The organism is Glycomyces sp. YM15, assembly GCF_016918015.1.
GTDB lineage: Bacteria > Actinomycetota > Actinomycetes > Mycobacteriales > Micromonosporaceae > Glycomyces.
On sequence record NZ_JAERMK010000003.1, the window covers coordinates 14,245 to 38,622 of the forward strand.

The 24,378-nt window shown below is 70.9% G+C and carries 20 protein-coding genes, 1 pseudogene and 1 riboswitch; of the genes and pseudogenes, 14 read left to right on the forward strand and 7 right to left on the reverse strand.

Annotated elements, in window-relative coordinates:
- Positions 1–154: 154 nt before the first annotated feature.
- The gene (locus JHY01_RS04395; protein WP_205324393.1) at positions 155–1,051 is read right to left on the reverse strand and encodes an aldose 1-epimerase family protein; all 897 of its coding nucleotides are present in this window, start codon (positions 1,049–1,051) and stop codon (positions 155–157) included.
- A gap of 356 nt (positions 1,052–1,407) precedes the next feature.
- On the opposite strand from JHY01_RS04395, the gene JHY01_RS04400 reads away from it, so the two are divergent.
- From JHY01_RS04400 to serC, 3 genes are all read left to right on the forward strand, one after another.
- On the forward strand, positions 1,408–2,496 hold the full coding sequence (locus tag JHY01_RS04400) for a citrate synthase 2 (RefSeq protein WP_205324394.1): 1,089 nt from the start codon (positions 1,408–1,410) through the stop codon (positions 2,494–2,496).
- Positions 2,497–2,637: 141 nt separating this feature from the next.
- Complete coding sequence (locus tag JHY01_RS04405; protein WP_205324395.1) at positions 2,638–4,668, forward strand: PIG-L family deacetylase; 2,031 nt, start codon at positions 2,638–2,640, stop codon at positions 4,666–4,668.
- Positions 4,669–4,962: 294 nt separating this feature from the next.
- Positions 4,963–6,078 carry a phosphoserine transaminase gene (gene serC / locus JHY01_RS04410; RefSeq protein WP_205324396.1) on the forward strand — a complete coding sequence of 372 codons (1,116 nt, stop codon included), beginning with the start codon at positions 4,963–4,965 and terminating at the stop codon, positions 6,076–6,078.
- Between the two features lie 159 nt (positions 6,079–6,237).
- Here the strand turns inward: serC and JHY01_RS04415 are convergent, their stop codons facing one another.
- Positions 6,238–7,431, reverse strand: coding sequence for a sulfotransferase (locus tag JHY01_RS04415; protein ID WP_205324397.1), 1,194 nt, complete (start codon positions 7,429–7,431; stop codon positions 6,238–6,240).
- Positions 7,432–7,512: 81 nt separating this feature from the next.
- Here JHY01_RS04415 and JHY01_RS04420 point away from each other — a divergent pair, with 81 nt between their 5' ends.
- From JHY01_RS04420 to JHY01_RS26365, 5 genes and pseudogenes are all read left to right on the forward strand, one after another.
- Positions 7,513–8,424, forward strand: a complete 912-nt coding sequence (locus tag JHY01_RS04420) for a fructosamine kinase family protein (RefSeq protein WP_205324398.1) — start codon at positions 7,513–7,515, stop codon at positions 8,422–8,424.
- 17 nt (positions 8,425–8,441) lie between these two features.
- On the forward strand, positions 8,442–9,482 hold the full coding sequence (gene moaA / locus JHY01_RS04425; RefSeq protein ID WP_205324399.1) for a GTP 3',8-cyclase MoaA: 1,041 nt from the start codon (positions 8,442–8,444) through the stop codon (positions 9,480–9,482).
- Positions 9,479–9,724, forward strand: coding sequence for a MoaD/ThiS family protein (locus JHY01_RS04430; RefSeq protein WP_240192404.1), 246 nt, complete (start codon positions 9,479–9,481; stop codon positions 9,722–9,724). The genes moaA and JHY01_RS04430 overlap by 4 nt, the downstream gene beginning before the upstream one ends.
- Before the next feature lie 304 nt (positions 9,725–10,028).
- Positions 10,029–11,228 (forward strand): UvrD-helicase domain-containing protein, encoded by a 1,200-nt coding sequence (locus JHY01_RS04435; RefSeq protein ID WP_205324400.1) that lies wholly within the window; start codon positions 10,029–10,031, stop codon positions 11,226–11,228.
- Between the two features lie 360 nt (positions 11,229–11,588).
- Positions 11,589–12,818, forward strand: a pseudogene (locus JHY01_RS26365) (MinD/ParA family protein); the annotation flags it as partial.
- Here JHY01_RS26365 and JHY01_RS04445 read toward each other — a convergent pair.
- Positions 12,746–13,405, reverse strand: a complete 660-nt coding sequence (locus JHY01_RS04445) for a TetR/AcrR family transcriptional regulator (RefSeq protein WP_205324402.1) — start codon at positions 13,403–13,405, stop codon at positions 12,746–12,748. The pseudogene JHY01_RS26365 and the gene JHY01_RS04445 sit on opposite strands and share 73 nt — an antisense overlap.
- Positions 13,406–13,534: 129 nt before the next feature.
- A riboswitch (cobalamin riboswitch) is annotated at positions 13,535–13,698 on the forward strand.
- Positions 13,699–13,778: 80 nt separating this feature from the next.
- Here JHY01_RS04445 and JHY01_RS04450 point away from each other — a divergent pair.
- From JHY01_RS04450 to JHY01_RS04465, 5 genes are all read left to right on the forward strand, one after another.
- Positions 13,779–15,002 carry a hypothetical protein gene (locus JHY01_RS04450; protein ID WP_205324403.1) on the forward strand — a complete coding sequence of 408 codons (1,224 nt, stop codon included), beginning with the start codon at positions 13,779–13,781 and terminating at the stop codon, positions 15,000–15,002.
- Positions 15,003–15,204: 202 nt separating this feature from the next.
- On the forward strand, positions 15,205–15,762 hold the full coding sequence (locus JHY01_RS26370) for a hypothetical protein (RefSeq protein WP_240192405.1): 558 nt from the start codon (positions 15,205–15,207) through the stop codon (positions 15,760–15,762).
- A 20-nt stretch (positions 15,763–15,782) separates the two neighbouring features.
- Entirely contained in the window at positions 15,783–16,871 is a 1,089-nt protein-coding gene (locus JHY01_RS04455) for a CbiQ family ECF transporter T component (RefSeq protein ID WP_307814229.1), read from the forward strand.
- Positions 16,868–18,559 carry an ABC transporter ATP-binding protein gene (locus tag JHY01_RS04460; protein ID WP_205324405.1) on the forward strand — a complete coding sequence of 564 codons (1,692 nt, stop codon included), beginning with the start codon at positions 16,868–16,870 and terminating at the stop codon, positions 18,557–18,559. Before JHY01_RS04455 ends, JHY01_RS04460 begins: the two co-directional genes overlap by 4 nt.
- Positions 18,543–19,385, forward strand: coding sequence for an ECF transporter S component (locus JHY01_RS04465; protein WP_205324406.1), 843 nt, complete (start codon positions 18,543–18,545; stop codon positions 19,383–19,385). The genes JHY01_RS04460 and JHY01_RS04465 overlap by 17 nt, the downstream gene beginning before the upstream one ends.
- Positions 19,386–19,454: 69 nt before the next feature.
- On the opposite strand, the gene JHY01_RS04470 is transcribed toward JHY01_RS04465, so the two are convergent.
- The 3 genes from JHY01_RS04470 to JHY01_RS04480 form a co-directional block, all read right to left on the reverse strand.
- Positions 19,455–20,243 (reverse strand): SAVMC3_10250 family protein, encoded by a 789-nt coding sequence (locus JHY01_RS04470; RefSeq protein WP_205324407.1) that lies wholly within the window; start codon positions 20,241–20,243, stop codon positions 19,455–19,457.
- 139 nt (positions 20,244–20,382) lie between these two features.
- A complete protein-coding gene (locus tag JHY01_RS04475; protein ID WP_205324408.1) occupies positions 20,383–20,718 on the reverse strand; it encodes a type II toxin-antitoxin system PemK/MazF family toxin in 336 nt (111 codons plus the stop codon).
- A 7-nt stretch (positions 20,719–20,725) separates the two neighbouring features.
- Positions 20,726–20,959: a hypothetical protein gene (locus tag JHY01_RS04480; protein WP_205324409.1), complete on the reverse strand. Its 234-nt coding sequence runs from the start codon at positions 20,957–20,959 to the stop codon at positions 20,726–20,728.
- A gap of 603 nt (positions 20,960–21,562) precedes the next feature.
- Between JHY01_RS04480 and JHY01_RS04485 the strand changes: the two genes are divergently transcribed.
- Complete coding sequence (locus JHY01_RS04485; RefSeq protein ID WP_205324410.1) at positions 21,563–22,816, forward strand: hypothetical protein; 1,254 nt, start codon at positions 21,563–21,565, stop codon at positions 22,814–22,816.
- A 39-nt stretch (positions 22,817–22,855) separates the two neighbouring features.
- Here the strand turns inward: JHY01_RS04485 and JHY01_RS04490 are convergent, their stop codons facing one another.
- On the reverse strand, positions 22,856–24,109 hold the full coding sequence (locus JHY01_RS04490; protein ID WP_205324411.1) for a hypothetical protein: 1,254 nt from the start codon (positions 24,107–24,109) through the stop codon (positions 22,856–22,858).
- Between the last annotated feature and the right edge of the window lie 269 nt (positions 24,110–24,378).

The window sequence follows — 24,378 nt, forward strand, 5'->3', positions numbered from 1 at the left end:
CGGCTTTTCGGATGATTCGGACAGTCTTGGGGGGCAAGGCGATCGTCGTTCGCGTATCACCTGTGGACAACTCGGCGTGTCGTAGGCGACCGCGCCTCGTATACGACGAGGGACCGCCCCAATGGGACGGTCCCTCGTTCGGAGGTCGCTGCGCCTATTCGGGGCGGATGCCCCAGACGCCGAACCAGGCCTCGCTCGGGGAGAGCTCGACCAGGTCCTCGCCGGTGGCGAGGGCGTTCGGCGGGCAGGTGGTCGGCTCGATCGCGACGGAGCCGCGCTTGCGGCTCCCGTCGAGGCCGTCCGCGGTGTAGATGTGGACCCAGGGGAAGGACTCGTCCATCCACACCGTGACCGCCTGGCCCGAGACCGGGTCGGCCAGCCGCACTTCGGCCTTCCCGTCGGAACCGCGCTTGAGGTCGCCGTAGCAGTCGTCGATCACCAGGTCCTTGAGGACCGTCGGGTCGCCGAAGTCCGGCTCGCCCGCGCCGACCGGGATGCTCTGCTTGTCGAGCTTGAGCTTCTTGGAGGCCGGGACGTGCAGGGTGGCCTCGTCGATGCGCTCGAGCGAGCCGGGGATGAGATAGGAGTGCGTGCCGAAGCCGAACGGGGCGGTCTTGTGGCCGGGGTTGGAGACGGTGTGCGCGGCGCGCAGGCCACCGGGGCCGATCGACCAGCGGGTGCGCAGGTGCAGCGTCCAGGGGTATCCCAGGCGCGCGGGCAGGCGGCATTCGAGGGTGACCGAGGTCTCGGTGACGTCGACGGCAGTCCACTCGGCCCACGCCACGAACCCGTGCAGCGCGGTGTTCGTCTCGATCTCGTTGACCGGGAGCTGGTAGTCGGCGCCGTCGTAGCTGTACTTGCCGTCGCGCACGCGGTTGGGCCAAGGGGCCAGCATGTGGCCGGACCAACCGGGCGCGAGCTCCTCGTCTCCGTAGGACATGACGATCGGTCGGCCGCGGTAGGAGTACGAGCGCACTCCACCGCCGACAGCGACGATGGTGGCCTCGTGGTCGTTGTAGGCGATCACCCATTGCTCGCCGGACAGCGCCATAGGGGGTACCTCCGTGTCGTTATCGGTGGGCGGGATGTGCTTTGACGTTAGCTCATGCCCAATGACCTGCGGCACCCGTATCAATGTGGGCGAGATCGCAGGAAACCGTTGAAACCAACAAGACCCGTTATCGAAACCCTCCCATGGAAAACGTCAAACTCGGACAAACCACTAGCCTCACGATGGTTGTCTCATATTTTGCGCACGTTCTGTACCGCCGTTCAGGATCACCCTCGACCCGTGGCCACTTCCGTCGGCCACCGCATTGAGGCACCATTTCCAGATAACTACGAACCGTCGCCTCCCGGAAGCCCCCGGTCGGCAACCACAGGGACAACACACTCAGGAGTACAACGATGTCTGAGTTCAAGCCCGGCCTCGAGGGCGTCATCGCCTTCGAAACCGAGATCGCCGAGCCTGACAAAGAGGGTGGATCGCTCCGTTACCGCGGCGTCGATATCCAGGACCTGGTCGGCCAGAGCACCTACGGCGACGTATGGGGCCTCCTCGTCGACGGCAAGTTCGGCAACGGCCTGCCCGCCGCCGAACCCGTGCCCGTGCCCGTCTCCTCCGGCGACACCCGCGTCGACGCCCAAGCCGCGGTCGCCATGCTCGCCCCCTACTGGGGCCTTCAGCCGCTGCTCGACATCGACGACGAGACCGCCCGGGACGATCTCGCCCGCGTGTCGGTCACCACGCTGTCGTTCATCGCCCAGTCGGCCCGCGGCTCCGGCCGCCCCGCCGTGCCCCAGTCGGAGATCGACAAGGCCGGCACCATCACCGAGCGCTTCATGCGCCGCTGGCGCGGCGAGCCCGACCCCGCCCACGTCAAGGCCGTCGACACCTACCTGATGTCGGCCGCCGAGCACGGCATGAACGCCTCCACCTTCACCTCCCGCGTCGTCGCCTCCACCGGCGCCGACGCCGCCGCCGCCATCTCCTCCGGCATCGGCGCGCTCTCCGGCCCGCTCCACGGCGGCGCCCCCTCGCGCGTGCTCCACATGATCGAAGGGGTCGAGAAGTCCGGCGACGCCGACGGGTACGTCAAGAACCTCCTCGACTCCGGCGAGCGCCTCATGGGCTTCGGCCACCGCGTCTACCGCGCCGAGGACCCCCGCTCCCGCGTGCTCCGCGCCGCCGCCAAGGAACTCGGCGCCCCGCGCTACGAGGTCGCCGAGGCGCTCGAGTCGGCCGCGCTGGCCGAGCTCCGGGCCCGCAAGCCCGACCGCGTGCTCGCCACGAACGTCGAATTCTGGTCCGCCGTGCTCCTCGACTTCGCCGAGGTGCCCGCCGAGCTGTTCACCCCGATCTTCACCTGCGCCCGCGTGGCCGGCTGGAGCGCCCACATCCTCGAGCAGAAGAAGCTCGGCCGGATCGTGCGCCCGTCCGCGACCTACGTCGGGCCCGGCCCCCGCAAGCCCGAAGAGGTCGAGGGCTGGCAGTAGCCGAAGCGCCGCAGCGGCCCACGCCGCCCCGCAAGGGGTGACGCGGGCCGCTTTTCCATGCACGGAACGAGGATTCACCTTGCATGGGCGCGTGCGGGATACGATCGTTCGAACACCCGCACCATCCGAACGGGACGCGCCATGCCCTCCCCCCGGCCCCAGCCGCTGCGCCGCCGCGACCTCTTGGTCGGCGGCGTCGCCGGGCTGGCCGTCGCGGCCGCGGCCGCCGAGAGCGTCTGGTCGCTCCGTGAGGCCGCGCGCGAGGACGCGATCCCCGAGCCGGTGCGCGCCGGGCCGATCCACATGCAGATCGTGGCCCACCCCGACGACTGCCTCTACTTCATCAACCCGCGCATCGCCCGCGTCCTCGACGACGGCGCCGGGCTCTGCACCGTCGTCCTCACCGCCGGTGAAGCCTCCGGCGCCAACGCCTGGAGCCCCGCCGCTCCCGCCGACTTCGCCGGGTACGCCGCCGCGCGCGACAACGGGCTGCGTCGCGCCTACGCGCTCCTGGCCCTCGGCGACGCCAACGCGCCGTGGGACCGCTACCTCGCCCCGCTCGACTCCGGGCAGGACGTCGAACTCTGCGTCCTCCGGGACCAACCCCGAGTGCACGTCGTCTTCTGCTCACTGTGGACGAACCTCGGCCGCATCACCGGCGAGTTCACACGCCTCCTCGCCCTCTGGGAAGGCCGCCTCGACGATTCCCTGGTCCTCCCCCCGACCGACTCGCCGCTCACGGCCGAATCCACCGTCGACCGGGCGACCGTGCAGGCCACGCTCCTCGAACTGCTCGACCGCTACCGGCCCGCCGTCGTCAACACCCTCGACCCCGACCCCGACCCGGTGCACGGCGAACGACTCGGCGCCGAGCAGCCCGGCTTCTCCGACCACATCGACCACACCGCCGCCGCCCTCTTCGCCTGGGAGGCCGTGCGCACCTGGGGCGCGGCCCGCACCGTCGAGGCCTGGCGCGGCTACTACAACCGCCGCTGGCCCGGCAACCTCGGCGCGGCCGACCTCGAACCCAAGGGCCGGGCACTCGACGCCTACGCCTGGAACGACGGCGCCGACTGCGAACTCCCCAGCGGCTGCGGCGACCGCCTCATCGCAGGCCCCGGCGCGGGCATCACCTACGGCCACGCCACCCACCCGCGCTACACCGCGGCCGTGGCCGCCGCCGAAATCGACGGCCGCATCCGGCCGATCACCGTGCGCGACCACACGGTCCAAGTCCTCGGCGCCGACGGCTGGAAAGACCTCGGCGGACCCGAGACCCTCCCCTCGCTCGACCTGGCCGGGACCAAGCTGTACGCGATCAGCGCCGAGCACACCCACGATCCGGCCACCCACGTGCGCGACGTCCACTGCTACGACCTCGTCTCCGGCCAATGGCAGCTCCTCGGCAACCCCGCCGGAACCGGCGCGGACGCCCGCATCGTCGGACAGGTCGCCGCCGCGGATGACGGCCGCACGGCGCTCGCCTGCGTGCGCGACCCGGACGGCGGCCTCGCGGTGCGCGTGCGGCGCGAAGGCGGGGAATGGGCCGCATGGGCCCGGCTCGCAGGACCGGCCGTGCACGACGCCCCCGCCGCGCTCGCCATGGACGGCGCGTTCACCGTCATCGCCGCCACCCCCGACAACGTGGCCGTCTGGGAGGGCGACGGTAGCGACTGGACCTCCCGCATGCTCGACCTGCCAGGGCCGGACGAACTGCCGTTCCTGCCCGCCAGCGCCGTCACCGCCGCTCAAGCGCCCGACGGGCGGGCCGTGCTCGCCTCGCGCGTGGCCGGGAGCAGCGACGTGGCGCTCCACATCGGTCGGGGCGCGGACTGGACGGGGATGCGCGTGCCGCTCGAGGGCGGCGTGCTGGCGCCGGCGCTGGCGATCGGGCCGGAGGGCGCGCTGGCGGTGGTGTGCGACGACGGGACCGGGGCTCCGGCGGTGCTCGTGCTCGAACTGGCCGATCTGGAGGCGGCCGGTGCGGGGCGGTTCGGGCTGCTGTCGCGGCCTTGGACGCGGGGCGACATCACGGTGGTGAAGCGGCCGGCGGCGGCGTTCGGCTCCGATGGGGCCCTGCGGTTGTGGGCCGTGGCGGCGGACGGGGAGCTGTGGACGGCCGGGGCCGAGCCGGGCGGCGAGCCTCCCGTGGGCTGGTCGCACGCCGCCTGATCCGGGCCGATGTTCTTCGGGCCGGCGCTCGGCGGGTGTCTTGAAGGTGCGCGGCTGCCGCATGATGGCGAAGTCGCTCCAGGCGGGGACGCCGTGTCGGGCGCGGGTCCTTCGTCGCGAAGGCGATTTCGGGGAGGTTCACGGCGATGATGTCCGACCGGTGCCGGTCGGCGGGCGCCCGGGCCGCTCGTCCGGACTCGCGATCCCAGTTGGCGGCAGGGCCCGGCCCGGGCGGTCACGGGGCGGGAACGCGGGTTTACAGTGTGCCCAGGACCGACCAGAACGGAGCCGACAGTGACCGACCCGATCACCATCCCCGCAGAGCTGCTGCCCGCCGACGGGCGATTCGGCTCCGGCCCCTCCAAGGTGCCGTCCGAGGCGATGAGCGCGCTGTCCGGACTGGGCAGGTCCGTCATGGGCACCTCCCACCGCCAGAAGGCGGTCAAGGCCGAGGTCGGGCGCCTGCGGGCCGGTCTGGCCGAGTTCTTCTCGCTGCCCGACGGCTACGAGGTCGTCCTCGGCGTGGGCGGCGCGACCGCGTTCTGGGAGGTCGCCGTGTTCGGCCTCATCGAGGACCGTGCGCAGGCCGCCAGCTTCGGCGAGTTCGGTTCGAAGTTCGCCAAGGCCATCAAGATCGCCCCGCACCTGGGCGAGCCGACGATCGTGACCGCCGAGCCGGGCACGGCCGCGTATCCCTCCTTCGAGGACGGCGTCGACGCGTACGCCACCCCGCACAACGAGACCTCGACCGGTGTGGCCGTCGACGTCAAGCGCATCGCCCACGAGGGCGCGCTCATGCTCCACGACGCGACCTCGGCGGCGGCGGGCCTGCCGGTGGACCTCACCGAGACCGACTGCTACTACTTCGCGCCGCAGAAGGGCCTGGCCTCCGACGGCGGCCTGTGGATCGCGATCATGAGCCCGGCCGCGATCGAGCGCGCCGAGCGCATCGCCGCCTCCGGCCGCTACATTCCGGCGTTCCTGGACCTGAAGACCGCGATCGACAACTCGCGCAAGGACCAGACGTACAACACCCCGGCGGTGGCCACGGTGGTGCTCGCGGCCGAGCAGGTGGACACGCTCAACGCCGCGGGCGGCCTGGACGCGGCCGCGAAGCGCTGCGCCGAGTCCGCCGGGGCCCTGTACTCGTGGGCCGACGCCCGCGAGTTCGCGAACCCGTTCGTGACCGACCCCGCCCTGCGCTCGAACGTGGTCGCCACGATCGACTTCGAGGGCGTGGATGCGGCCGAGATCGCGAAGGTGCTGCGCGCCAACGGGATCGTTGACACCGAGCCGTACCGGAAGCTGGGCCGCAACCAGTTGCGGGTCGCGACCTACCCGGCCGTGGACCCCTCGGACGCGGCCAAGCTGACCGAGGCGATCGACTTCGTGGTCGAGAAGCTGGGCTAGCGGCCACCTCCTTATGCCATCGGCTTGATCGCGTTCGGCCGGCCGGGTGGAGCGGCACCCGCATGACGCTCCGCCCGACCGATTCCGAAGGTATCCGCCGCCACTGACAGAACAGGGCCGGTCCGAAGAGGACTGGCCCTGTGTCGTGCGTCTCAGAATCTAGAAGCCGAGGCGGCCGTAGTCGCCGAAGGCCTTCTCGACGTCGTCGAGTTCGATGCCGTAGCGCGACAGGTGGTATTCGTGGGCGCGGCGCATCCCGGGGCGGGCCAGGACCTGTTCGAGGTTGGCCTCCTCGGTGTCGGTCCATTCCATGCCGAGCTGCGCGAACAGCTTCGGCATGAGACCGTGCGGGTCGGCCGTGAACGAGTGGTACGGCACGTCCACGAAGCGCTCGCGCGAGGCCGCGGATCGCACCGCGCGGGCCTGCGCGACGCCCTTGCCGAAGATGTCGAGCCACTCGGGGCCGATCTTCGAGGGGTCGTAGGAGCGGTGGTGCAGCGCCCGCCCGGTCTCCACAAGGGAGCACCAGGAGCCCATGACGGTGGAGGGGTCGCGGTGCATCCACACGATCGTGGCGTCGTCGAAGACCTTGAGCAGCACGTCGAGGTTGAACAGGTGGAACGGCGACTTGAGGACCCAGCGCCTGCGCGGCTGGTTCCACTGCAGCACCTGCAGCACGCGCTTGAGGTGCCCGTAGTCCTCGGTGTAGTCGCGCTCGTCGGCCCAGCGGCGGTAGGCGGGCATCGTGGCGCGGGTGATGAACTGGTACCCGTGCGGCAGCGCGAACACGCACTCCTCGGGCTGCAGCGCGTTCATCGGGTGGATGAGGTCCCACACCGGGGAGGCCTTGCTCGCGAGCGAGGCCATCTGCTGGGCGTCCTTGATGAGCTTGTCGCGCAGCGTCGGGTCGATGTCGCCGCGGTGGGTGTTCATGAGCTCCCACATGAGCGGGGCCCGGTTGCCCTCGGGCTGGATGAGGATCTTGTGGGTGACGGTGGTGGCCGTGCGAGGAAGGCCGACCACCACGATGGGGCGCGCGATCGGCTCGTCGGCGATCTCGGGGTGCTCGGTGATGAGCCGCTCGACGCGCAGGTGGTTGGTCATGCGGCGGGTCATGTCGTCGATGAAGCCCTGCCAGCCGACCATCGAGAGCGAGTCCTGCTTGGCGACCTCGCGGAGCAGGAAGCGGTAGGAGTCGACGAACTCCTGGGCCACGGCAGAGTCGGCCTCGGCCCGGTGCTCGGCGCGGTGGATCATCCGGTCGAACACGCTGTCCACTCGGGAACGCTGGGCCCCGACCCGTGGTGCGCTGATGGTGTTGACGGCGGTGAGCCAGCGAGCGGTACGACGCATGCGTCCTCCAGTGCTAAGGGGTTCCAACACGAAGAGTTTTCCATGCTCGGTCATTCGTTCGCCTTCCGCTACATTGGATTCGTGGAAGAAGCCCCCGACCTCGAACGCCTGCGCCTGCTGCCCGAGCTCATCGAGCACCAGCGAGTGCGCACCACCCCGGTGAAGGCGAGCGACTTCGCGATGCCGCCGGCCACGCCGCAGCCGTACCGGGCGACCGCGCAGCGCCTCACGTTCGACGACGGCTCCCACCTGTTCGCCAAGCTCGCCGAGGGCACCTCGCCCGGATACCTTGCGGCGGAAGCGAACGGACTGCGGTGGTTGCGCGAGGCCACGCCCGCCGCCGTCCCGATCCTGTACGCCGACGACCGGCTCCTCGTCGAACCCTGGATCGAACCGGCCGCGCCGACCCGCGAGCACGCCGAGGAACTGGGCCGCGAGCTGGCGGCCATGCACGACGCGGGCGCGGAGCGGTTCGGCGCGCCCTGGCGCGGTTACATCGGCGAGACGTTCATGGACAATGACGCGGCCGGAGGCTCCTGGGCGGAGTGGTACGCCGCCAAGCGGATCGAGCCGTACCTGAAGCCCTCCCGCGACAACGGCGCCCTCGAAGCGGCCGACGTGACCGCCATCGAGACGCTGGCCGCGCGGCTCCCCGAGCTCGCCGGACCGCCCGAGCCGCCCGCGCGCACGCACGGCGACCTGTGGTGGGGCAACGTGCACTGGGGCGCCGAGCGGGCCTGGCTCATCGACCCGGCCGCGCACGGCGGCCACCGCGAGACCGACCTGGCAAACCTGCGCCTTTGGGGCGGCGTCCCGATGTTCGAGGCGGTCCTCGCCGGGTACACCGAGGTCCACACTCTGGAAGCGGGATGGGAGGAGCGGACGCCGCTTCACCACCTTTTCCCGCTCCTGGTCCATACGACCCTCTTCGGTCGCGCGTACCGCGACCAATTGATGGGAATCGTGTCTCACTTTACGAAACTGTCATATTGACGAACTAGGCTCGACGCATGGCTGCACCGACTCCGACCCAGGGCGCCGCGAGCGCGCCGTCCGCGGCTCTCGGCCTGCGCGACCGCCACGGGCGCACCGCCACCGACCTCCGCGTCTCCCTCACCGACCGGTGCAACCTGCGCTGCACGTACTGCATGCCCGAGGCCGGGCTCCCCTGGCTGCCGAAACCGGAGCTGCTCACCGACGAAGAGGTCTCACGCCTCGTCGGCATCGCCGTCCGCGACCTGGGTGTCACCGAAGTCCGCTTCACCGGCGGCGAGCCGCTGCTGCGCCCCGGTCTGGTCGGTATCGTCGCCGCCGCCGCGGCCCTGGAACCGCGCCCCGAGATCTCCTTGACCACCAACGCCATCGGCCTCGAACGCCTCGCCGGCCCTCTGGTCGACGCCGGGCTCGACCGCGTCAACGTCTCCCTCGACACCCTCGACCCCGGCACCTTCAAGGAGCTCGCCAAGCGCGACCGCCTCGCGGCCACCCTGCGCGGCATCGAGGGCGCGGCCGCGGCCGGGCTCGCGCCCGTGAAGCTCAACACCGTGCTCATGCGCGGCATCAACGACACCGAGGCCCCGGCGCTGCTGCGCTTCGCCATCGAGCACGGCTACCAGCTGCGGTTCATCGAGCAGATGCCGCTCGACGCCGCGGGCGTGTGGCGCCGCGACGAGATGGTGACCGCCGCCGAGATCCTCGAAGCCCTCAAAGCCGAGTTCGACCTGGTCCCCGACCCGGCGCACCGCGGCTCGGCCCCCGCCGAGACCTGGCTCGTGGACGGCGGTCCCGCGAAAGTGGGCGTCATCGGCTCGGTCACCCGCCCGTTCTGCGGCGACTGCGACCGCACCCGCCTCACCGCCGACGGGCAGGTTCGCAACTGCCTGTTCGCGCGCGGCGAGACCGACCTGCGCGAGCTCATGCGCACGGGCGCCTCGGACGAGACCATCGGCGCGCGCTGGCGCGAGGCGATGTGGGGCAAGCTTCCCGGGCACGGCATCGACGATCCCTCGTTCCTGCAGCCCGCGCGCCCGATGTCGGCGATCGGAGGGTGAGCGTGGTGACGGTGCGGTACTTCGCGGGCGCGAAGGCGGCCGCGGGGGTCGGCGAGGAGCAGGTGAGCGCCGCCGACGTCGCGGAGTTGAAGGCGGTGCTCGGGCGGCGGCACGGCCCGGTGCTCGACAAGGTGCTGGCGGCGTCCACGCTGCTGGTGGACGGCCTCGCGGCGAAGGACTCGGCGACCGTGCTCCCGGCAGGGGTGACGGTGGAGGTGCTGCCGCCGTTCGCGGGCGGGTGAGGTCGTGAAGCGGCGCGGGCTCGGCGCAGCGCGGCGGGCTCGAATCGCGGTCCCGCGGTGTCGCGGGCGACTCGGACGCGGCTTGGCCGCAGCCCGAAACGTGAAAGCGGATATTCCCGATCTGTCCTGGGTGATGCCCCCTGTCCGTGACCGTACGCCCGGGGTACGACACCGGGCGGGGTCGGCGCCGCCGGCGGTACCGCGGCGGCGGTCGGAACGCGAAGGATCTTCTTCGTCTGGGGTGCGACCCGCCCGGGCGGGAGCCGCTTCGGGTCACGCGCCGTCTGTCTGCGAGGATGCATAGGTGCGCCGTCCTGATGAACGCAAGCAACCGCAGGTGGCGTCCCCGCTGTTCGAGCTCTCCGCCGGCATGCGGACCACCGCCGAGCGGCGCCGCCGCTCGCACCGGTCCCACCACTCCAGGTACGCCCGCGAAGCCGTGCCCATGCCCGAACCGGCGTTGACGACCCAGACTCCGGACCCCTGGCTGGAGTCCGCGCCCCTGCTCACGGGCATGGACGAGGTCGGTGCGGGACTGCTCGACTCCCTGGACGCGATGCAGCGCGTCGCCGCCTCCGCCGGACGCGGCCCGCTGCTCATCAACGCCTCCCCCGGCACCGGCAAGACCCACCTGCTCGTGCGGCGCGTCGCCTATCTCGTGCAGGAGCTGGGCGTGCCCGCCCGCCAGTGCCTGGTCCTCGCCGCGTCCGCGCCCGGCGCCGCGCGCATCCGCCGCGAGCTGGGCGCGTTGATCGGCCGGGAGGCCGCCTCGATCACCGTCGCCGAGTTCGACGACTTCGCCGCCGCGAGCCCGCCCGAACTGGGCCACGTCTTCATCGACGACCTGCCGCGCATGCCGATGCGGCTGTTCCGCCAGGTCATCGAGCATCGCGGGCCCGAAGCGGACATCACCGCCACCGGCGACCCGGACTCGGCCCTGTGCACGGGCGAGCCCGCCGCGTTCGCGGCCTTCGGCGAGCGGTTCCCGCAGGCGCACGTGATGCGCCTGTCGCGCAACCACCGCAGCCCTGCCGCGGTGCTCGTCGCGGCATCGCAGGTGATCGAGCCGATCAGCCGCGTTCCGGGTCGGCTCGTGCAGCCCGAGCGTCCCGCGCTCGAGGGCTCGGGGATCGGCCGGTACTTCGCGGTGGACTCGGACGACGAGAAGCGCTTCGTCGAGGATCTCACCGATCGGCTCGCCGAGCTCGGGGTCGCAGCCGAGGAGCTCGCGGTGATCGGTCCTGACGGCATGTCCGTCGCCGAAGCGGCCGAAGGCGAGTTCCGGGTGGTGTGCCTCACCGGGATGACCGCGGAGGACTGGCCGAACTCGGCCGCGGCCCGCCGCGAGCTGTACGTCGCGCTCGGGCGCACACGGGACCTCGCCTACGTGAGCCACACCGGCGCGGGCTCGCCGCTGCTGGCCGATGTGGACCAAGGCCTGTTCAGTCCATTCGGGATGGTTCCTCAAGATCGTTCGGGCCCTGAGCAGCCGCGACTGCTGTAAGCGCCGCAGAGGGAGCCGAGCCGAGTTCCCACGCGATGACAGGCGTATGGGCCACAATAGTCGGGTAACCGCACTCTGACGCTGAGCGCATCCGCGCGCTGGGAGGCCCCGATGGAGCACACCGAAGAGGACACTGTGCCTCTGCACCGGCCGGATGCTCCAGGGTGGTCGCCGTTCGCGCCGCCAGGCGCGAACCATGAGCAGAGCGCGCCGCCAAGCGCGAACCATGAGCAGAGCGCGCCGCCAAGCGCGAACTATGAGTACAGCGTGCCGCCGGCCGCGAACCATGAGTACAGCGCGCCGCTGGAGGCGAACGAGCGGTTTCACGCGTCTTCGGAAGTGCAAGAGCAGCACAGCGCCCCTGAGGACGTCATGAACCAGCCGTACAGCGCCGTGGCCGAGTCGATCCGCAATCCGCGGCACGGCGACCATGTGCCGAGCGCCCCGCCGCCACCCGCGACCCCGATGCCCGGCCCGGCCTCCTCTTACGAGTCGCCGCCCGCCCAGTACGAGGTCCCGCGCGAGTCCCGGGGCGGGAACGGCTGGCCCGCCGCCCCGGGGACGGCCGCGCCGGATCACCAGGTCGGCGCGCCTCCCGCACTGCCCGCGCGCGTCCCGGTCCCGGTGTTCCCCGACCACGCGGGCGCGCTCGAGCGCCTCGGCGTGACCGCGGACGACTTCTCGTCCCGCAGGGTCGTGCCGCCGCGCCCGCCCGTGGCCGAGACCGGCCTGCGCGGTGCGCTGCACCGCTTCAGCCTCGGCATGGTCGCCCTGCCGCCCGGCCCGCGCGAGCGGTCCCGCCAGCGCGCGGTCGACACGGTGCGCCGCAACTTCGGGGGGCTGCGGCAGATCACGGTGGTCAACCCGAAGGGCGGCGCGGGCAAGACCGTCGCGGTCCTCATGCTGGCCATGACGTTCGGCCGCCACCGCGGCGGCTACGTGCTCGCCTGGGACAACAACGAGACGCAGGGGACGCTGGGGATGCGCGCCCAGCAGGACTTCCATGTGCGCACGGTGCGCGATCTGCTGCGCGACCTCGACCATTTCCGGGGCCCGACCGGGCGCATCGGGGATCTCTCGCAGTACGTGCGCGCGCAGGGCGGCGCGATGTTCGACGTGCTCGCCTCGGACGAGTCGGCGACGGCCGGGGAGATGCTGACTTCGCAGGCGTTCGGCGAGCTGCGCGAGGCGGTGTCGCGCTTCTACAAGCTCATCGTGGTAGACACCGGCAACAATGTGCGGGCGGCGAACTGGCAGTCGGCGATCGATGCGACCGATCAGCTGGTGGTGACGATGTCGGCTCGCAACGACTCGGCGGAGACGGCGGCGCGGATGCTCGACCATCTGGAGCAGACCGGGCGCCGGGACCTGGTGCGCGGGGCGGTGTCGGTGGTGTCGATGCCCGCCCACCGCAAGGATGTGGACCTGCCCGCGGTGCAGCGGCACTTCGCGGCCCGCACGAGGGCGGTCCTGCTGGCGCCGTATGAGAAGCTGCTCGACTCGGGGGAGCCGATCCGCTACGACTCGTTGAGCAAGGCGTCGTCTGCGGCCTGGCTGCGGATCTCGTCGGCGGTCGCCGAGGGCCTGTAGGCGGCGAGGAGTGCGACGAGTCCGGCCGCGGCGTCGGCGAGGCGGTGTTCGTCCTCGTCGGCGTGGCCGAGGACGAGCGCGCCTTGGATGAACACGAGGACGGTGCGGGCCAGCTGTTCGTGGTCGGTCTCGGCGTCCATCTCGCCGCGCTCGACCGCCCGTGCCAGGATCGCGGCGAGATCGCGTTCGAGTTCGGTCCAGGCCTCCTGGACGCGGCGCATGGTCGCGGGGTCGTCGGCGAGTTCGACCGCGGCGCGCACCACGAAGCCGCCTTCTTTGGAGTGGCGGGCGACCACGTCAAGGAGGTCGGCCACGGCGCGTGGGGCGTCGAGCCGCTCGCTTTCCTTGCGGTCGAGGGCGCGGTGGGTGATCGAGCGCAGTTCGGGTTCGGTGTCCTCTCGGTAGCGGCCCAGTGCCGTGATGTAGAGCTGGTGCTTGGAGCCGAATGCGGCGTAGAGCCCGGCGCGGTTCATGCCGGTCGCCGCGACGAGGTCCGACATGGAGGTGGCGGAGAATCCGCGTTCCAGGAAGACCCGTGTCGCAGCGCGCAGAACTCTGTCCAAATCGGCGTTCTTATTTCTGCTCACGTTGTGCACCGTATCGACACCCGGTGCTACGGGTCAATAACCGGAAGGCGGGAGTTCACTCGCGTGGTGCGAGTGAACGGCTGCACTGCGCGACCGGTCGGCTTGACACCCAGCGAATCCACCCGCGAGAATGACCCAAACTCAACAGGCGCCAGATGGGGGAAGTCCGGTGAGAGGCCGGCGCTGACCCGCAACGGTAGTCGCGGTCGTCCCAGAACGACAGCCGAGCACCCTTCAAGCCGCTCGGTCCACCCGCGTGAGCCCGAATACCCGTCTGCGCCAACAGTTCTGTCAACGCCTGTCGTGGTCTACAGGCGCTTGCGGCGCCGCCGCCTGCCCGAAGACCCCACTCGCTCTATGAAAGGTCAGGCAATTGCGTCACCTGCCCGGTCGACTGCTGGCCGCTGCCGCGGTCGTGCCCATCACCGTCTTCGCCTCCGCCGCCCCGGCTGAGGCCCAGGAACCCCCGTTCGCGCAGCCCGCCCAGGCCGCCGCGTCCTGGCTCGTCGGCCAGTCCGACGGCACTTCGTGGAACGGCGGGGACGTCTCGTCCTCGCTCGACGCCGTCATCGGACTGGAGGCCGCCGGCGTCGGCGGCGACCAGGTCCAGGCCACGCTCGAGTGGCTCAACAGCACCGAGATCCTCACCCCGTACGTGTACCCGACCGTCGAGGGCGCGGCCGAGCCCGTGTTGAACGCCGGTGCGGCCGGGAAGGTCATGTACGCCGTCGCGACCGCCGGCGGGGACCCGTCGAACTTCGGCGAGATCCGCCTCGCCTCCGAGGTCGCGGCCGCGCAGACCGCGACCGGGACGTACGGGGACGGCACCGCGCCGTCGACCGCGTGGGCCGTGCTCGGCCTCTCGCGCACCGACACCCCGGCCGGCGCGGAAGCCGCTGCCGGACTCGCCGCGGTCCAGTGCCCTGACGGCGGGTTCAACTACGCCGACGTCGACGGCGGCGACGACTGCGTCTCCGACCCCGACACGACCGGGCTGGTCGCCTCGGCGCTCGTGACGCTCGGCGAGCCGGGTTCGGCTCCGCTGGCGTCCGCCGTGGCGTGGCTCGAGGGCGCGCAGGCCGAGGACGGCGGCTTCGACGGCGGCTTCGGCGAGAACGCGAACTCGACCGCGATGGCCGCGCAGGCGTTCTTCGCGGCCGGGAACGAGGACGCCGCCCAGAGCGCCGTCGCGTTCCTCATCGCGCTGCAGTTCGACTGCACCGGCGACCAGCCGGGCGCGGTCATGTACACCGACCCGGAGGACCCCGAGTTCGGGGAGGCCTCGCGTCTGCTGGCGACCGCGCAGGCCATGGTGCCGCTCGCGGGCCAGGACCTCGCGAACCTGGACGCCTCGGGCCTCGAGGCCGCGGTGCCGGGCAACGGCTGCGAGAGCGCCGACGCCGGTGACGACGCCACGGGTGCCGCCGAGGAAGAGGACGAGGGTTCGGCCTCGTGGCTGCCTTGGGTGATCGGCGCCGCGGTCGTGGTGCTGGCCGCGCTGATCATCGGCTTCGCGCTCAAGGCCCGCCGCGGCGGTGCCGCTCCGGCCGAGGACGCGACGCCCGCGACTGCCGACGACGACACCGACAAGCAATAGTCGGCACGTGCCCCGAAGCGAACGAATCGCAGGCAGCGCCCGCCGGTCCGGCGGGCGCTGCCTGCGCGCTCATCCATCGAGCGGCGCCGCCGCGCCCCGAAGCGCCGTCGTGCTCGGCGGCGGTGTCGCACCTCGATGGGACCCTTGGTCTCGGGGGCGTCCCGATCGGACACACCCGACCCCGGGGAGCGGGTCCGTCGCGTTGGCGACCGCACTGCTCCTGGCGCTCCTCGCCGTCGTCCTGCCCGCCTCGCCCGCCGCGGCGCACGACGGGTGCCTGGAAGTGACCGTGGTGGTCGACTTCGGGGTGCTCGCCGCCGATCCCGCGACCGGGTGCGCGGTCGACCCGGCGAACGGCCTCGACGCGCTCGCGCAGGCCGGATTCTCGGTCACCGAGGTCGCCTCGATCCGGGGCATGGTCTGCCGGATCGACGAACTCCCCGAAAGCAGCTGCGGCGGGGCCCCGCCCGCGAAGGAGTACTGGTCGTACTGGCGCGCCGACGCCGAGAGCGACGAATGGTCGTACTCGCCCGTCGGCGGCGGCGACGCCCGCCCGGACACGGGCGACGTCGAGGGCTGGGCCTTCGGCGACGGCTCGACCCCGCCCGCCCTCACCCCTGCCAAGGCCGCGGCATCGACCGAGGGGCGCGGGCCCGGCGCGGACGAGGAGACCTCGTTCACCTGGGTCATCGCCGCGGCCGCACTCGTGGTCATCGCCGGGCTCGTCGTCTGGCGCCTGCGCCGCGACCGGCGGGCGTGAGCGGGAACCGCGAAACCGCCGTGAGTCTGAGAGCCGCCCGACACGTCGCCCATCCGGCGGCCTGGTGGGGCTGGGCGCTCCTGCTCGCCACCGCCGCCGGGCGCACCGCGAACCCGTGGCTGCTGCTGCTCATCGTCGCCGTCGCGGGCCTGGTCGTCACCTGGTGCCGCGGCGACGAACCGTGGTCCGGCGCGTACCGGGTCTTCCTGTTCATCGGGTTGAGCGCGATCGCGGTCCGCATGGCGTTCTACATGGTCTTCGGCGGGTCCGACGGCCCCACCGTCCTCTTCTCCCTCCCCTCTGCGACCCTCCCCGCTTGGGCGGCGGGCTTTCGGCTCGGCGGCGACGTGACCGCCGAGGGCGCGCTCGCGGCCGCTTACGACGGCCTGCGGCTCGCCACGCTCCTCGTCTGCGTCGGCGCCGCGAACGCGCTCGCGAGCCCTCGGCGGCTGCTGCGCTCGGTCCCGGCGGCGCTGTACGAGGTGAGCGTCGCGGTCGTCGTCGCGCTGTCGGTCGCACCGCAGCTCGTCGCGAGCGTCGGACGGGTGCGCCGCGCGAGAGCGTTGCGCGGCAACACGAGTCGCAGCCCCGCGAACCTCATGCGCACGGTGGTCTCGCCGGTGCTGCACGACGCGCTCGACCGATCGCTCGCGCTCGCGGCCGCGATGGCCTCGCGCGGGTACGGCCGCGCCGCGGGCATCCCCGCCCCGGCCCGCCGCGCCACTGGCGCATCGCTCCTCATCGGACTCCTCGGGCTCTGCGCGGGTGCTTACGCGCTCCTCAGCGCGGCGACGCCCGCCCCGCTCGCCTGGGCCGCCGTGGCCTGTGGCGCCGCCGTAGCGGTGTTCGGGATCGCGTTCGCCTCCAAGCGGGTCCCGCACACCCGCTACCGCCCCGACCGGTTCGGGGCACGCGACTGGGCGATCGTCGCCTCCGGCGCCGCGGCCGTCGCCGGGACCATCCTCAGTGGAGTATTCGAACCCGCGGCGCTGTGGCCCGCCACGAACCCGCTCTCGGTGCCGGAACTGCCGATGTGGGCCGCGGGCGGCATCCTCCTCGCCACCGCGCCCGCCCTGCTCGCGCCGTCTTCAAGAGGAGGAACACCATGAACCCCGACGGGATCGCCTTCGAACACGTCACCTTCGCCTACGCGGGCACGCCCGTCCTCGACGACGTCTCGTTCGACCTCCCCGAAGGCGAGTTCTGCCTGCTCGTGGGGCCCACCGGAGCCGGCAAGTCGACGCTGCTCAAAGCCGTCAACGGCCTCGTGCCGCACTTCACCGGCGGCACCATGGCCGGGCGGATCACCGTGGCCGGACGCGACGTCCACGGCTCCACCCCCGCCGACCTGGCCGACCTCGTCGGCTACGTCGGCCAGGATCCCTTGGCGGGCTTCGTGACCGACGAGGTGGAACGCGAGCTCGCGTACACCGCCGAGCAGCTCGGCGTCGACCCCGCCGCGATGCGCAAGCGGGTCACCGAGATCGTGGACCTCCTCGGTCTCGCCGACGTACGCGACCGCGACCTCGCCGCCCTCTCCTCCGGTCAGCGCCAACGGGTCGCGATCGGTGCGGCCCTCGTCGCCGGGCCCGCCGCGCTCGTCCTCGACGAGCCGACCTCCGCGCTCGACCCGACCGCCGCCGACGAGGTGCTCTCGACGCTGCACCGCCTCGTGCACGACCTCGGCGTCACGGTGCTCCTCGCCGAGCACCGCCTCGAACGCGTCGCCCAATACGCCGACTCAGCGCTGCTGCTCAACGGCGGGAAGGTGACCGCGGGCTCGGTCGGCCAGATCTTGGCCGCGTCCCCGATCGCCCCGCCGGTCGTGGAACTGGGCCGCCTGGCCGGGTGGCCCGGCCCGCCCGTCACGATCCGCGAGGCCAGGCGCCATGCCGCTCCGCTCCGCGAGGCCCTGGCAGGACGGCACCCCGCGCCACCGGCAGCGCCTTCCGCCCACGAGCCCTCCCGCCGCAAGAGCCCGCCGACCGAGTCCGGGCCGCCGCTGCTCGAAGCCCGCGCGGTCACCGTCGACTACCCGGGCGGCGTGCGGGCCGTCAACGGCGCCGACCTCACCGCCGCACGTTGCGAACGCATCGCCCTCATGGGCCGCAACGGCTCCGGCAAGTCGAGCCTCCTCTGGGCCTTGCAGGGCACCGGAAAGCGCTCGGGCGGCACGGTCACGATCGGCGGCGACGACCCCGCGACCCGCAAACCGGCCGAGCGCCGGACCCTCGCCGGTCTCGTCCCGGCCGAACCCGCCGACCTCCTCTACGCCGAGACCGTGGCGGCCGAATGCGAAGGCGCGGACCGCGACGGCCGCGTTCCGGCCGGCACCTGCGCGAAGATCCTCGACGACCTCGTCGAAGGCATCGACGGCGGCACCCACCCGCGCGATCTGTCGGAAGGCCAGCGGCTCGCGCTGGCCTTGGCCGTGACCCTCACGGCCGCACCGCCGCTGCTGCTCCTCGACGAGCCGACGAGAGGCCTGGACTACCCGGGCAAGGCGGCGCTCGCGTCCCGGCTCGGCAGACTCGCCGCGGCCGGGCACTGCGTGGTCGTCTCCACGCATGACGTGGAGTTCTGCGCCGAATTCGCCTCCCGGGTCGTGATCCTCTCCGACGGCGAGGTGGTCGCGGACGGCCCGGCCCGGCAGATCGTCGCGGCGTCCCCGATGTTCTCCCCGCAGGTCGCCAAGGTCCTCCCGGGCTGGCTGACCGTGGACGAAGTAGCGGAGGCTCTGGGCGGCAACGGCCTCGATGACGCCGAAGGCGGGACGGACGATGACGCACGAGCGTGAGCCGGGGCCCGAGACCGCGGCGCCTCCGCTGGGGCAGCGCCGGGCCGCGGCGCCGCGCCCGCCCGTCCGCTGGAAGGCGGCGCTGTCGCTCACGCTCGCGGCCGCGTTCGGCCTGGTCGCGATGTCATGGCCGCTGCTGGCGGCGCCGGGCGGGGCGCTCACCGAGACCACCTCGGGCCCTTGGCTGTTCGCGCTGCTGCTGCCGCTGGTCACCGCAGTGGTGCTGCTGCAGTTGACGGACGGCGGTCTCGACGCTCGCGCCGTGGCGATGCTCGGGGTGCTCTCGGCGGTGGTGGCGGCGGTGCGGCCGTTCGGGGCGGGCGCGGCCGGGGTGGAGACGGTGTTCTTCCTGCTCATCTTGGCGGGCAGGGTGTTCGGGCCGGGGTTCGGGTTCATACTGGGCTGCACGGGCCTGTTCGCGTCGGCGCTGCTCACGGGCGGGGTGGGACCGTGGCTGCCGTACCAGATGTTCGCGGCGGCGTTCGTCGCGCTAGGCGCAGGCCTCTTGCCGGGGACGCCGGACACGCGGGCCGGCCGCGCGACCGAACTGGCGATCCTGGCGGTCTATGCCGCCCTCTCGTCGATCCTGTATGGACTGCTGCTCAACTTGTCGTTCTGGCCCTTCGCCATCACGCACGGGAATCTCGCCTACGTGCCGGGCGGCGGTTTCAGCGAGAACCTCTCCCGCCTGCTCGCGTACTCCCTCGCCACCTCGCTGGGCTGGGACATCGGGCGCGCGATCACCACGGTCGCACTGGTGCTCCTGACAGGCCCGCTGCTGCTGCGCGTCATGCGCAGAGCCGCCCGCCGCGCGAACTGGATCTAAGGGCCGGCTTCAGGTTCTCGGGCGAGCCGCCCAAGTGGGTGCCCCAACCACTATGCGCTCTCCGTCGCATCAGGGGTCTGGATCATCCTGGGTCGCCAAGGCGACATACAGGGGGGTCGCCAGGATCGCTGGAGTCCATTTTGGTCCGCCAGGGTGCTCATCTCGACTCGTGTGGTCAGTGACGTTCCCTTGCACCAAGGGAACAGCGAGGAACTCCACCCACTGGAGCGGGCCGCTGAGCTTCACGACTGTTGCCCATTCCAAACCTACTTCGAGTGGATCGTGAGCGGCGGCGGCCGCTTCGCTGCCTTTGAAATCGGATGCACGAAGCCGACGCCAGAGTTTGCCCAGCGGGGGATTGGCGGAAATATGCTCGGCGATCACGGCCATGATGTTGGGTGTCGCTGACCAGGAGGTCAGACGCCGGTTCTCCGCTGCGGGCTCCTCCCCAAGGACGTGTCGGCGGGAGCCTGCCAGTACCACGGTGTGGTTTTTGAGGTCTCCGCGAAAGAACACTGTGTCGTGCCCATCCGTTGGACTGTCCGGATCAAGCCCATGACCGAACCAACCCCATCGCATCGGCATTGCACCGCGGAAGTAGTCGGTTCCAGGGTTGTAGACGGTGCCGACCTGGTGATGCAAGTCGATGTAGCGCTCGACCATCCGGAGTTTCGCCATCCGCGCGACTGCCGAGCGATTGCCCTGACGCAGGTTGAGGCTCGCGACTTTGAGGTTCACACCGACATCGATGCTGATCCGTCGTCGCTGTGCCGGATCGATCTGGTCGAAAAGCATGTCGAGTTTGGAGTCGGAAACGTAGAGGAAGTATCGCAGCGGGGGCTTCTTGCGTCGGAACACGTTTGCCTCAAATCAACCGATGGTCTCCACCATAACGGCCGACCAGGTTCGACCACACAGTAGAACCGGTATCGCTGCAGCGATATTGGGACCGGCCGAACGAGGGACGGGAAGGCGGCCGGCGGTTGCTGGACAGGCCCTAGTACGGGAGGTCGAAGAGGGTGACGAGGGCGCGGTTGAGGTGTTCCATGGTGTGGCCCGAGAGCGTGCACGCGCAGTCGGCGAGGCTGCCGACGGTGGCCTGGCCGAGTTCGGCGACGTGAACGAAGCCGCCCACCGGGTCTTGGTCGCCGCACGGCACCGAGGACGGGCCGGGTCTTCGGCCCAATGGGGCGACGAGCACCTTGCCGGTGTGGGTGGCGGCGTTGAACCGGTCGTCCGAGAGCACGACCACCCTTTTTCCCGTTGGGGTGTGCATGTAGACCTCGCCGCGTTTCAGCAGCCGCTGCTCTGACTTCGAACCTTCAAGTGACACAGATGCTCTACTCCTCGCCGTCCCCGGCCCACAGTTCGCTGGATTCGCGCTCGGTGGCTTCCAGCCAGTCCTGATTCTCGAGTGCGCCTTCCTCAACCCCTTCAAGCTCGGCGGCGAGCGCGGCGCGGCGCGCTGCACGGGCGATCCAGGTGGTCGGCTCCAGGCCTTCCGCGGCGGCGACGGTGGTGATGACCTGCCAGTCGTGGTCGTCGATGCGGATGGTGATCGCTCGTTTCGGCATGGCGGCGTGGCCCTTTCATGCGGCGAGGAGACGCGGCATCGTTCGGCGGTCCGACGATGCGCTGCGGGCTCATCGAGGATGGCATGAGGCGATCTCGGTTTCGAGGCTGACCACGGCGACATGAATGCTGTTATCTTTTCGTTATCTTGCACATGCATTTGCATGTGCTTCTCATGTATGGGAAGGAGCTTACCCTCCGACGCGTTCATGGTCAGTCCCACAGTGCGGTCTGTCGGGAACTTGACTCAGTGCGTTCGGTCTGCTGCCCTTGGCAGGTGACGACGCGGGCGAAGACGGAACGCCGGGCTCCGAGCGGCACTTCGGAAGGAGTCCGGGACTCCTTCGTCGAGTCGTTCTACTTTCGATCAGGACCGCGTCCGCGAACCGTGTTGTGCACCATCGTGTGCCAAGCTGAATTTCATGTACCCCCTCGGCTTCGAACCCGACCCAACGGCGGTGCCGCCTCGTCCCCCGATGCGGGCACGTCAGCGCCGGTGGGTGGGGCGCGACCAGATCGTCAGCGCCGTTCGCACCCGCACCGTCCCGCCGCGCTCGCAGAGGGCCGTCGTCGGGCTCGCCGTCGTCTACATTGCGGCCGGCATCGTGTACGGGACCGCGACACTCCCGAACCTGCCCGCGACCGTTGCGGCCTCAGGCATCGGACCCGGCTACATGACAACAGCGTTCGATGCCCTCGCGCAGGTGGCCGCATCATGGGCGGCAAGGTTCCAAACGCTCTCCTACGGCGGGCTGGGACGGGGCATGCTGCAAGCGGCGATGTACAGCATTCCGCTGCTGTGGCTCGCGGCGGCCGGATGGTCCATGCGAGCAAAGACATGGCGGCCCTTCACCGTTACCGTCATAGCAAGCCTCGCCGGTCTGGTCGGAGTCCCGATCGCCATGTGGCTGTATTGGATCCTCCGCTGGCTGTACGGCCTGGTCGGCATCGTCGGCGGCATCATCGGCAAAGTCCTGACCTGGGCTGTCACGATCGCGGTCGTTGCGGCGATCGTCGTTGCCATCGGTTTCGGAATCTATGTGGCGTTCGCGGCCATTCGCAACGCCCGTACGCGCAGCCGGACCAGGAGTTCGAGGTTCGCCTCCTACCCCGAGTACCGGTCGGCCGGGAGGTACCGCGTCTCGTCAGCCAAGAGTGGACGGCGCCGCCCGATCGCGGCAACCGCGACCGTGCTCGCCATCGCGGTTCTTGGAGCTCTCGCGGCAGTGGACCTGTTCGGGGGTGGCACTGTGATCGGTTCGCTCTGGGATGCGATCGCCACCGCATTCTTGTGGCTGCTGAACGGCATTGGTTCGGTCCTGTCATGGGTCGGGCGCCTGCTGACCATCGTCGCGGACTTCGTGATCGTCCACGTCGTCGTCCTGCTCGTCTGCAACCAGTTCGGCAGGCTCGTGTGCGTGCCGCTGCGATCGGCCACGCACGCCGCCATCGATGAGGGCAAGTGCGCTGACATTGCCGCCGGTGTCGGCATGGCTTGGTCACTGCTGCTGGCCGCGGCCGCGTTCGATCCGGTATTCGGCGAGTGGTTCACCGGAGTGTGGGACCAGATGCCACTTGTCGGGTTGGCGCCCGCACCGGTCGGGTTGTGGGAGGTAGTCCTGTCGGATGCCGCCGAGGGCGTGCTCCGTCCCGTGTTCACAGGGTTCGCGCCGTTCGTCGACTTGGCGATGATGCTCGCCGTGACCGGACTCGCCGTATTGAGCCCCATGTTGCGCCGTGGCGCCTGGAAGCCCTCGCGCCCAATGGACATCATCGTGCCTGCGGCCGCGGCAATGGCGACGGGCCTGGTCGCGCCGGTGATCGCGTTCGGGTTGTGGGTGGCCAACCGGGGCGACTAGAGCCGGCCCCGTCAGCCGTTCAAGCACTGAAGATCCGTGTCATCCGGTGAGATCGGTTGCGAGCCTTTCGAACTCGACTGCGATGTCGGCGTCGGACTGCGCGTAGGCGTCGGCGCACTGCCGCAGGCCTTCAGCATGGTGGCCGATGGAAGCACCGAGCAGGTCGGTGAGGTTCGACAGTTCCGAGCAGCCCTCGACGTAGGCCTCCGCGAAGAAGAGCCCCGGCAGTCCCCAGGTCATCGCTGCCGCACCCGCTTCGCCCGCGACGGCGGCGATCGCTTCCGCGTTGGGCGCCAAGTCGTCGAGCGCGCGAGCGGCCGCCTCCAGCTCACTCGGGTCGACCTGCCAGCGGGTGGCGTCGCCGACCGAGGTGGCGATGGTGCCCGTCTCACCGCCGAGCGCGTCGGAGACGTGCCCGTAGATGTCGGCCGCGGCGCCCTTCGCGGAGTCGATCGCGGCGGTGCCCGCGACCGTGAGGAGTTCCTTCCACAGCCGGTACTCCCCGGCGGCACGGTCCACGACCGGGTTGGCGCGCAGGAACTTGAGCAGCTTCATGAAGATCTGCGACGCGAACTGGAACTTCCCGGTGGCCTTGAGGAGCATCCGCGTCGCGGAGACCACGGCGTCCATGGCGAACGCGACGACCGAGGCGCCCCCGGTGGCGACGCTCGCCGCCAAGGCCACGACTCCGCGGGTGACCGCCCAGGAGACGAGCTCGGTCAAGACCGCCTTGATGACCTCATAGATGGTCTCGGCGAGCATCCGCGCCCAATCGAGGAGCGCGGCGACGTCCTTGGCGCGCTCGCCCATCGAAGCGGCGGTGGCGGCGAGCCCGCCGATGGCGTTCCCCGCCGCGGCGGCGGCTTCGCCGTCCCATGTGGTCACGTTGGCGTCGGCGGCGTTCGCGATCTCGCCATCGAGCGCGCCGAGCGCGGCTTCGACCTGGCCGAGGACGTCGATCTGCCGCTGCATCTCGGTGATGTCGCCCGAGACCATCATGAGCAATTCGTCGAAGGGCTGCACGAGGTCGAGGATGATGGTGAGCCCGGCGCCGACGAGGGTGCCGATCGGATCGGTGAGGACGCCCATGACGTCCTCACCGAGGCCTTTGATCTCGCCCGCGATGGTGAACCCGGTGCTCATGGCGCTGGCGCTGGTTGCCTGCTTCACCGCTTCGGTGGCGGCGGTGTAGCGGCTGACGAACGGCACATCAGTCCACTGTGTTCCAGACTCCCGCGCTTCGACCTCTTCGTAGCGGGTGATGTCGGAACCGTGGAGGTCGGTGTCGCTCAAGGCAAGTCCTATCGGATGAGTGAGGTGATCACTCGAACCGTATGGGCCGTTGGGCGATTTGCGCGGGAACGACACCTTTAGCGAGGCGTGTCTTCGTACCGTCTAGACGTTTTCGTACGTGACGGCGTGTCGTGCTTGACCGGATCTGCGCCGTGTGTCAATCTCGGAAAACGTGCAGTGCACGTGATCCGAGTGCAACTGAATATGACCGGTGGGCCGCCTTCGAACCGCAAAATCCTCGGCGGCCCACCTTCCAAACCAAGGAAGGC

Bases quoted from the DNA above. Each gene is read 5' to 3' on its own strand.
- JHY01_RS04465 (WP_205324406.1), top strand. From the start codon at position 18,543: ATGACGCACGAGCGTGAGCCGGGGCCCGAGACCGCGGCGCCTCCGCTG.
- JHY01_RS04480 (WP_205324409.1), bottom strand. From the start codon at position 20,959: ATGCCGAAACGAGCGATCACCATCCGCATCGACGACCACGACTGGCAG.
- JHY01_RS04395 (WP_205324393.1), bottom strand. From the start codon at position 1,051: ATGGCGCTGTCCGGCGAGCAATGGGTGATCGCCTACAACGACCACGAG.
- moaA (WP_205324399.1), top strand. From the start codon at position 8,442: ATGGCTGCACCGACTCCGACCCAGGGCGCCGCGAGCGCGCCGTCCGCG.
- JHY01_RS04415 (WP_205324397.1), bottom strand. From the start codon at position 7,431: ATGCGTCGTACCGCTCGCTGGCTCACCGCCGTCAACACCATCAGCGCA.
- JHY01_RS04400 (WP_205324394.1), top strand. From the start codon at position 1,408: ATGTCTGAGTTCAAGCCCGGCCTCGAGGGCGTCATCGCCTTCGAAACC.
- JHY01_RS04405 (WP_205324395.1), top strand. From the start codon at position 2,638: ATGCCCTCCCCCCGGCCCCAGCCGCTGCGCCGCCGCGACCTCTTGGTC.
- JHY01_RS04460 (WP_205324405.1), top strand. From the start codon at position 16,868: ATGAACCCCGACGGGATCGCCTTCGAACACGTCACCTTCGCCTACGCG.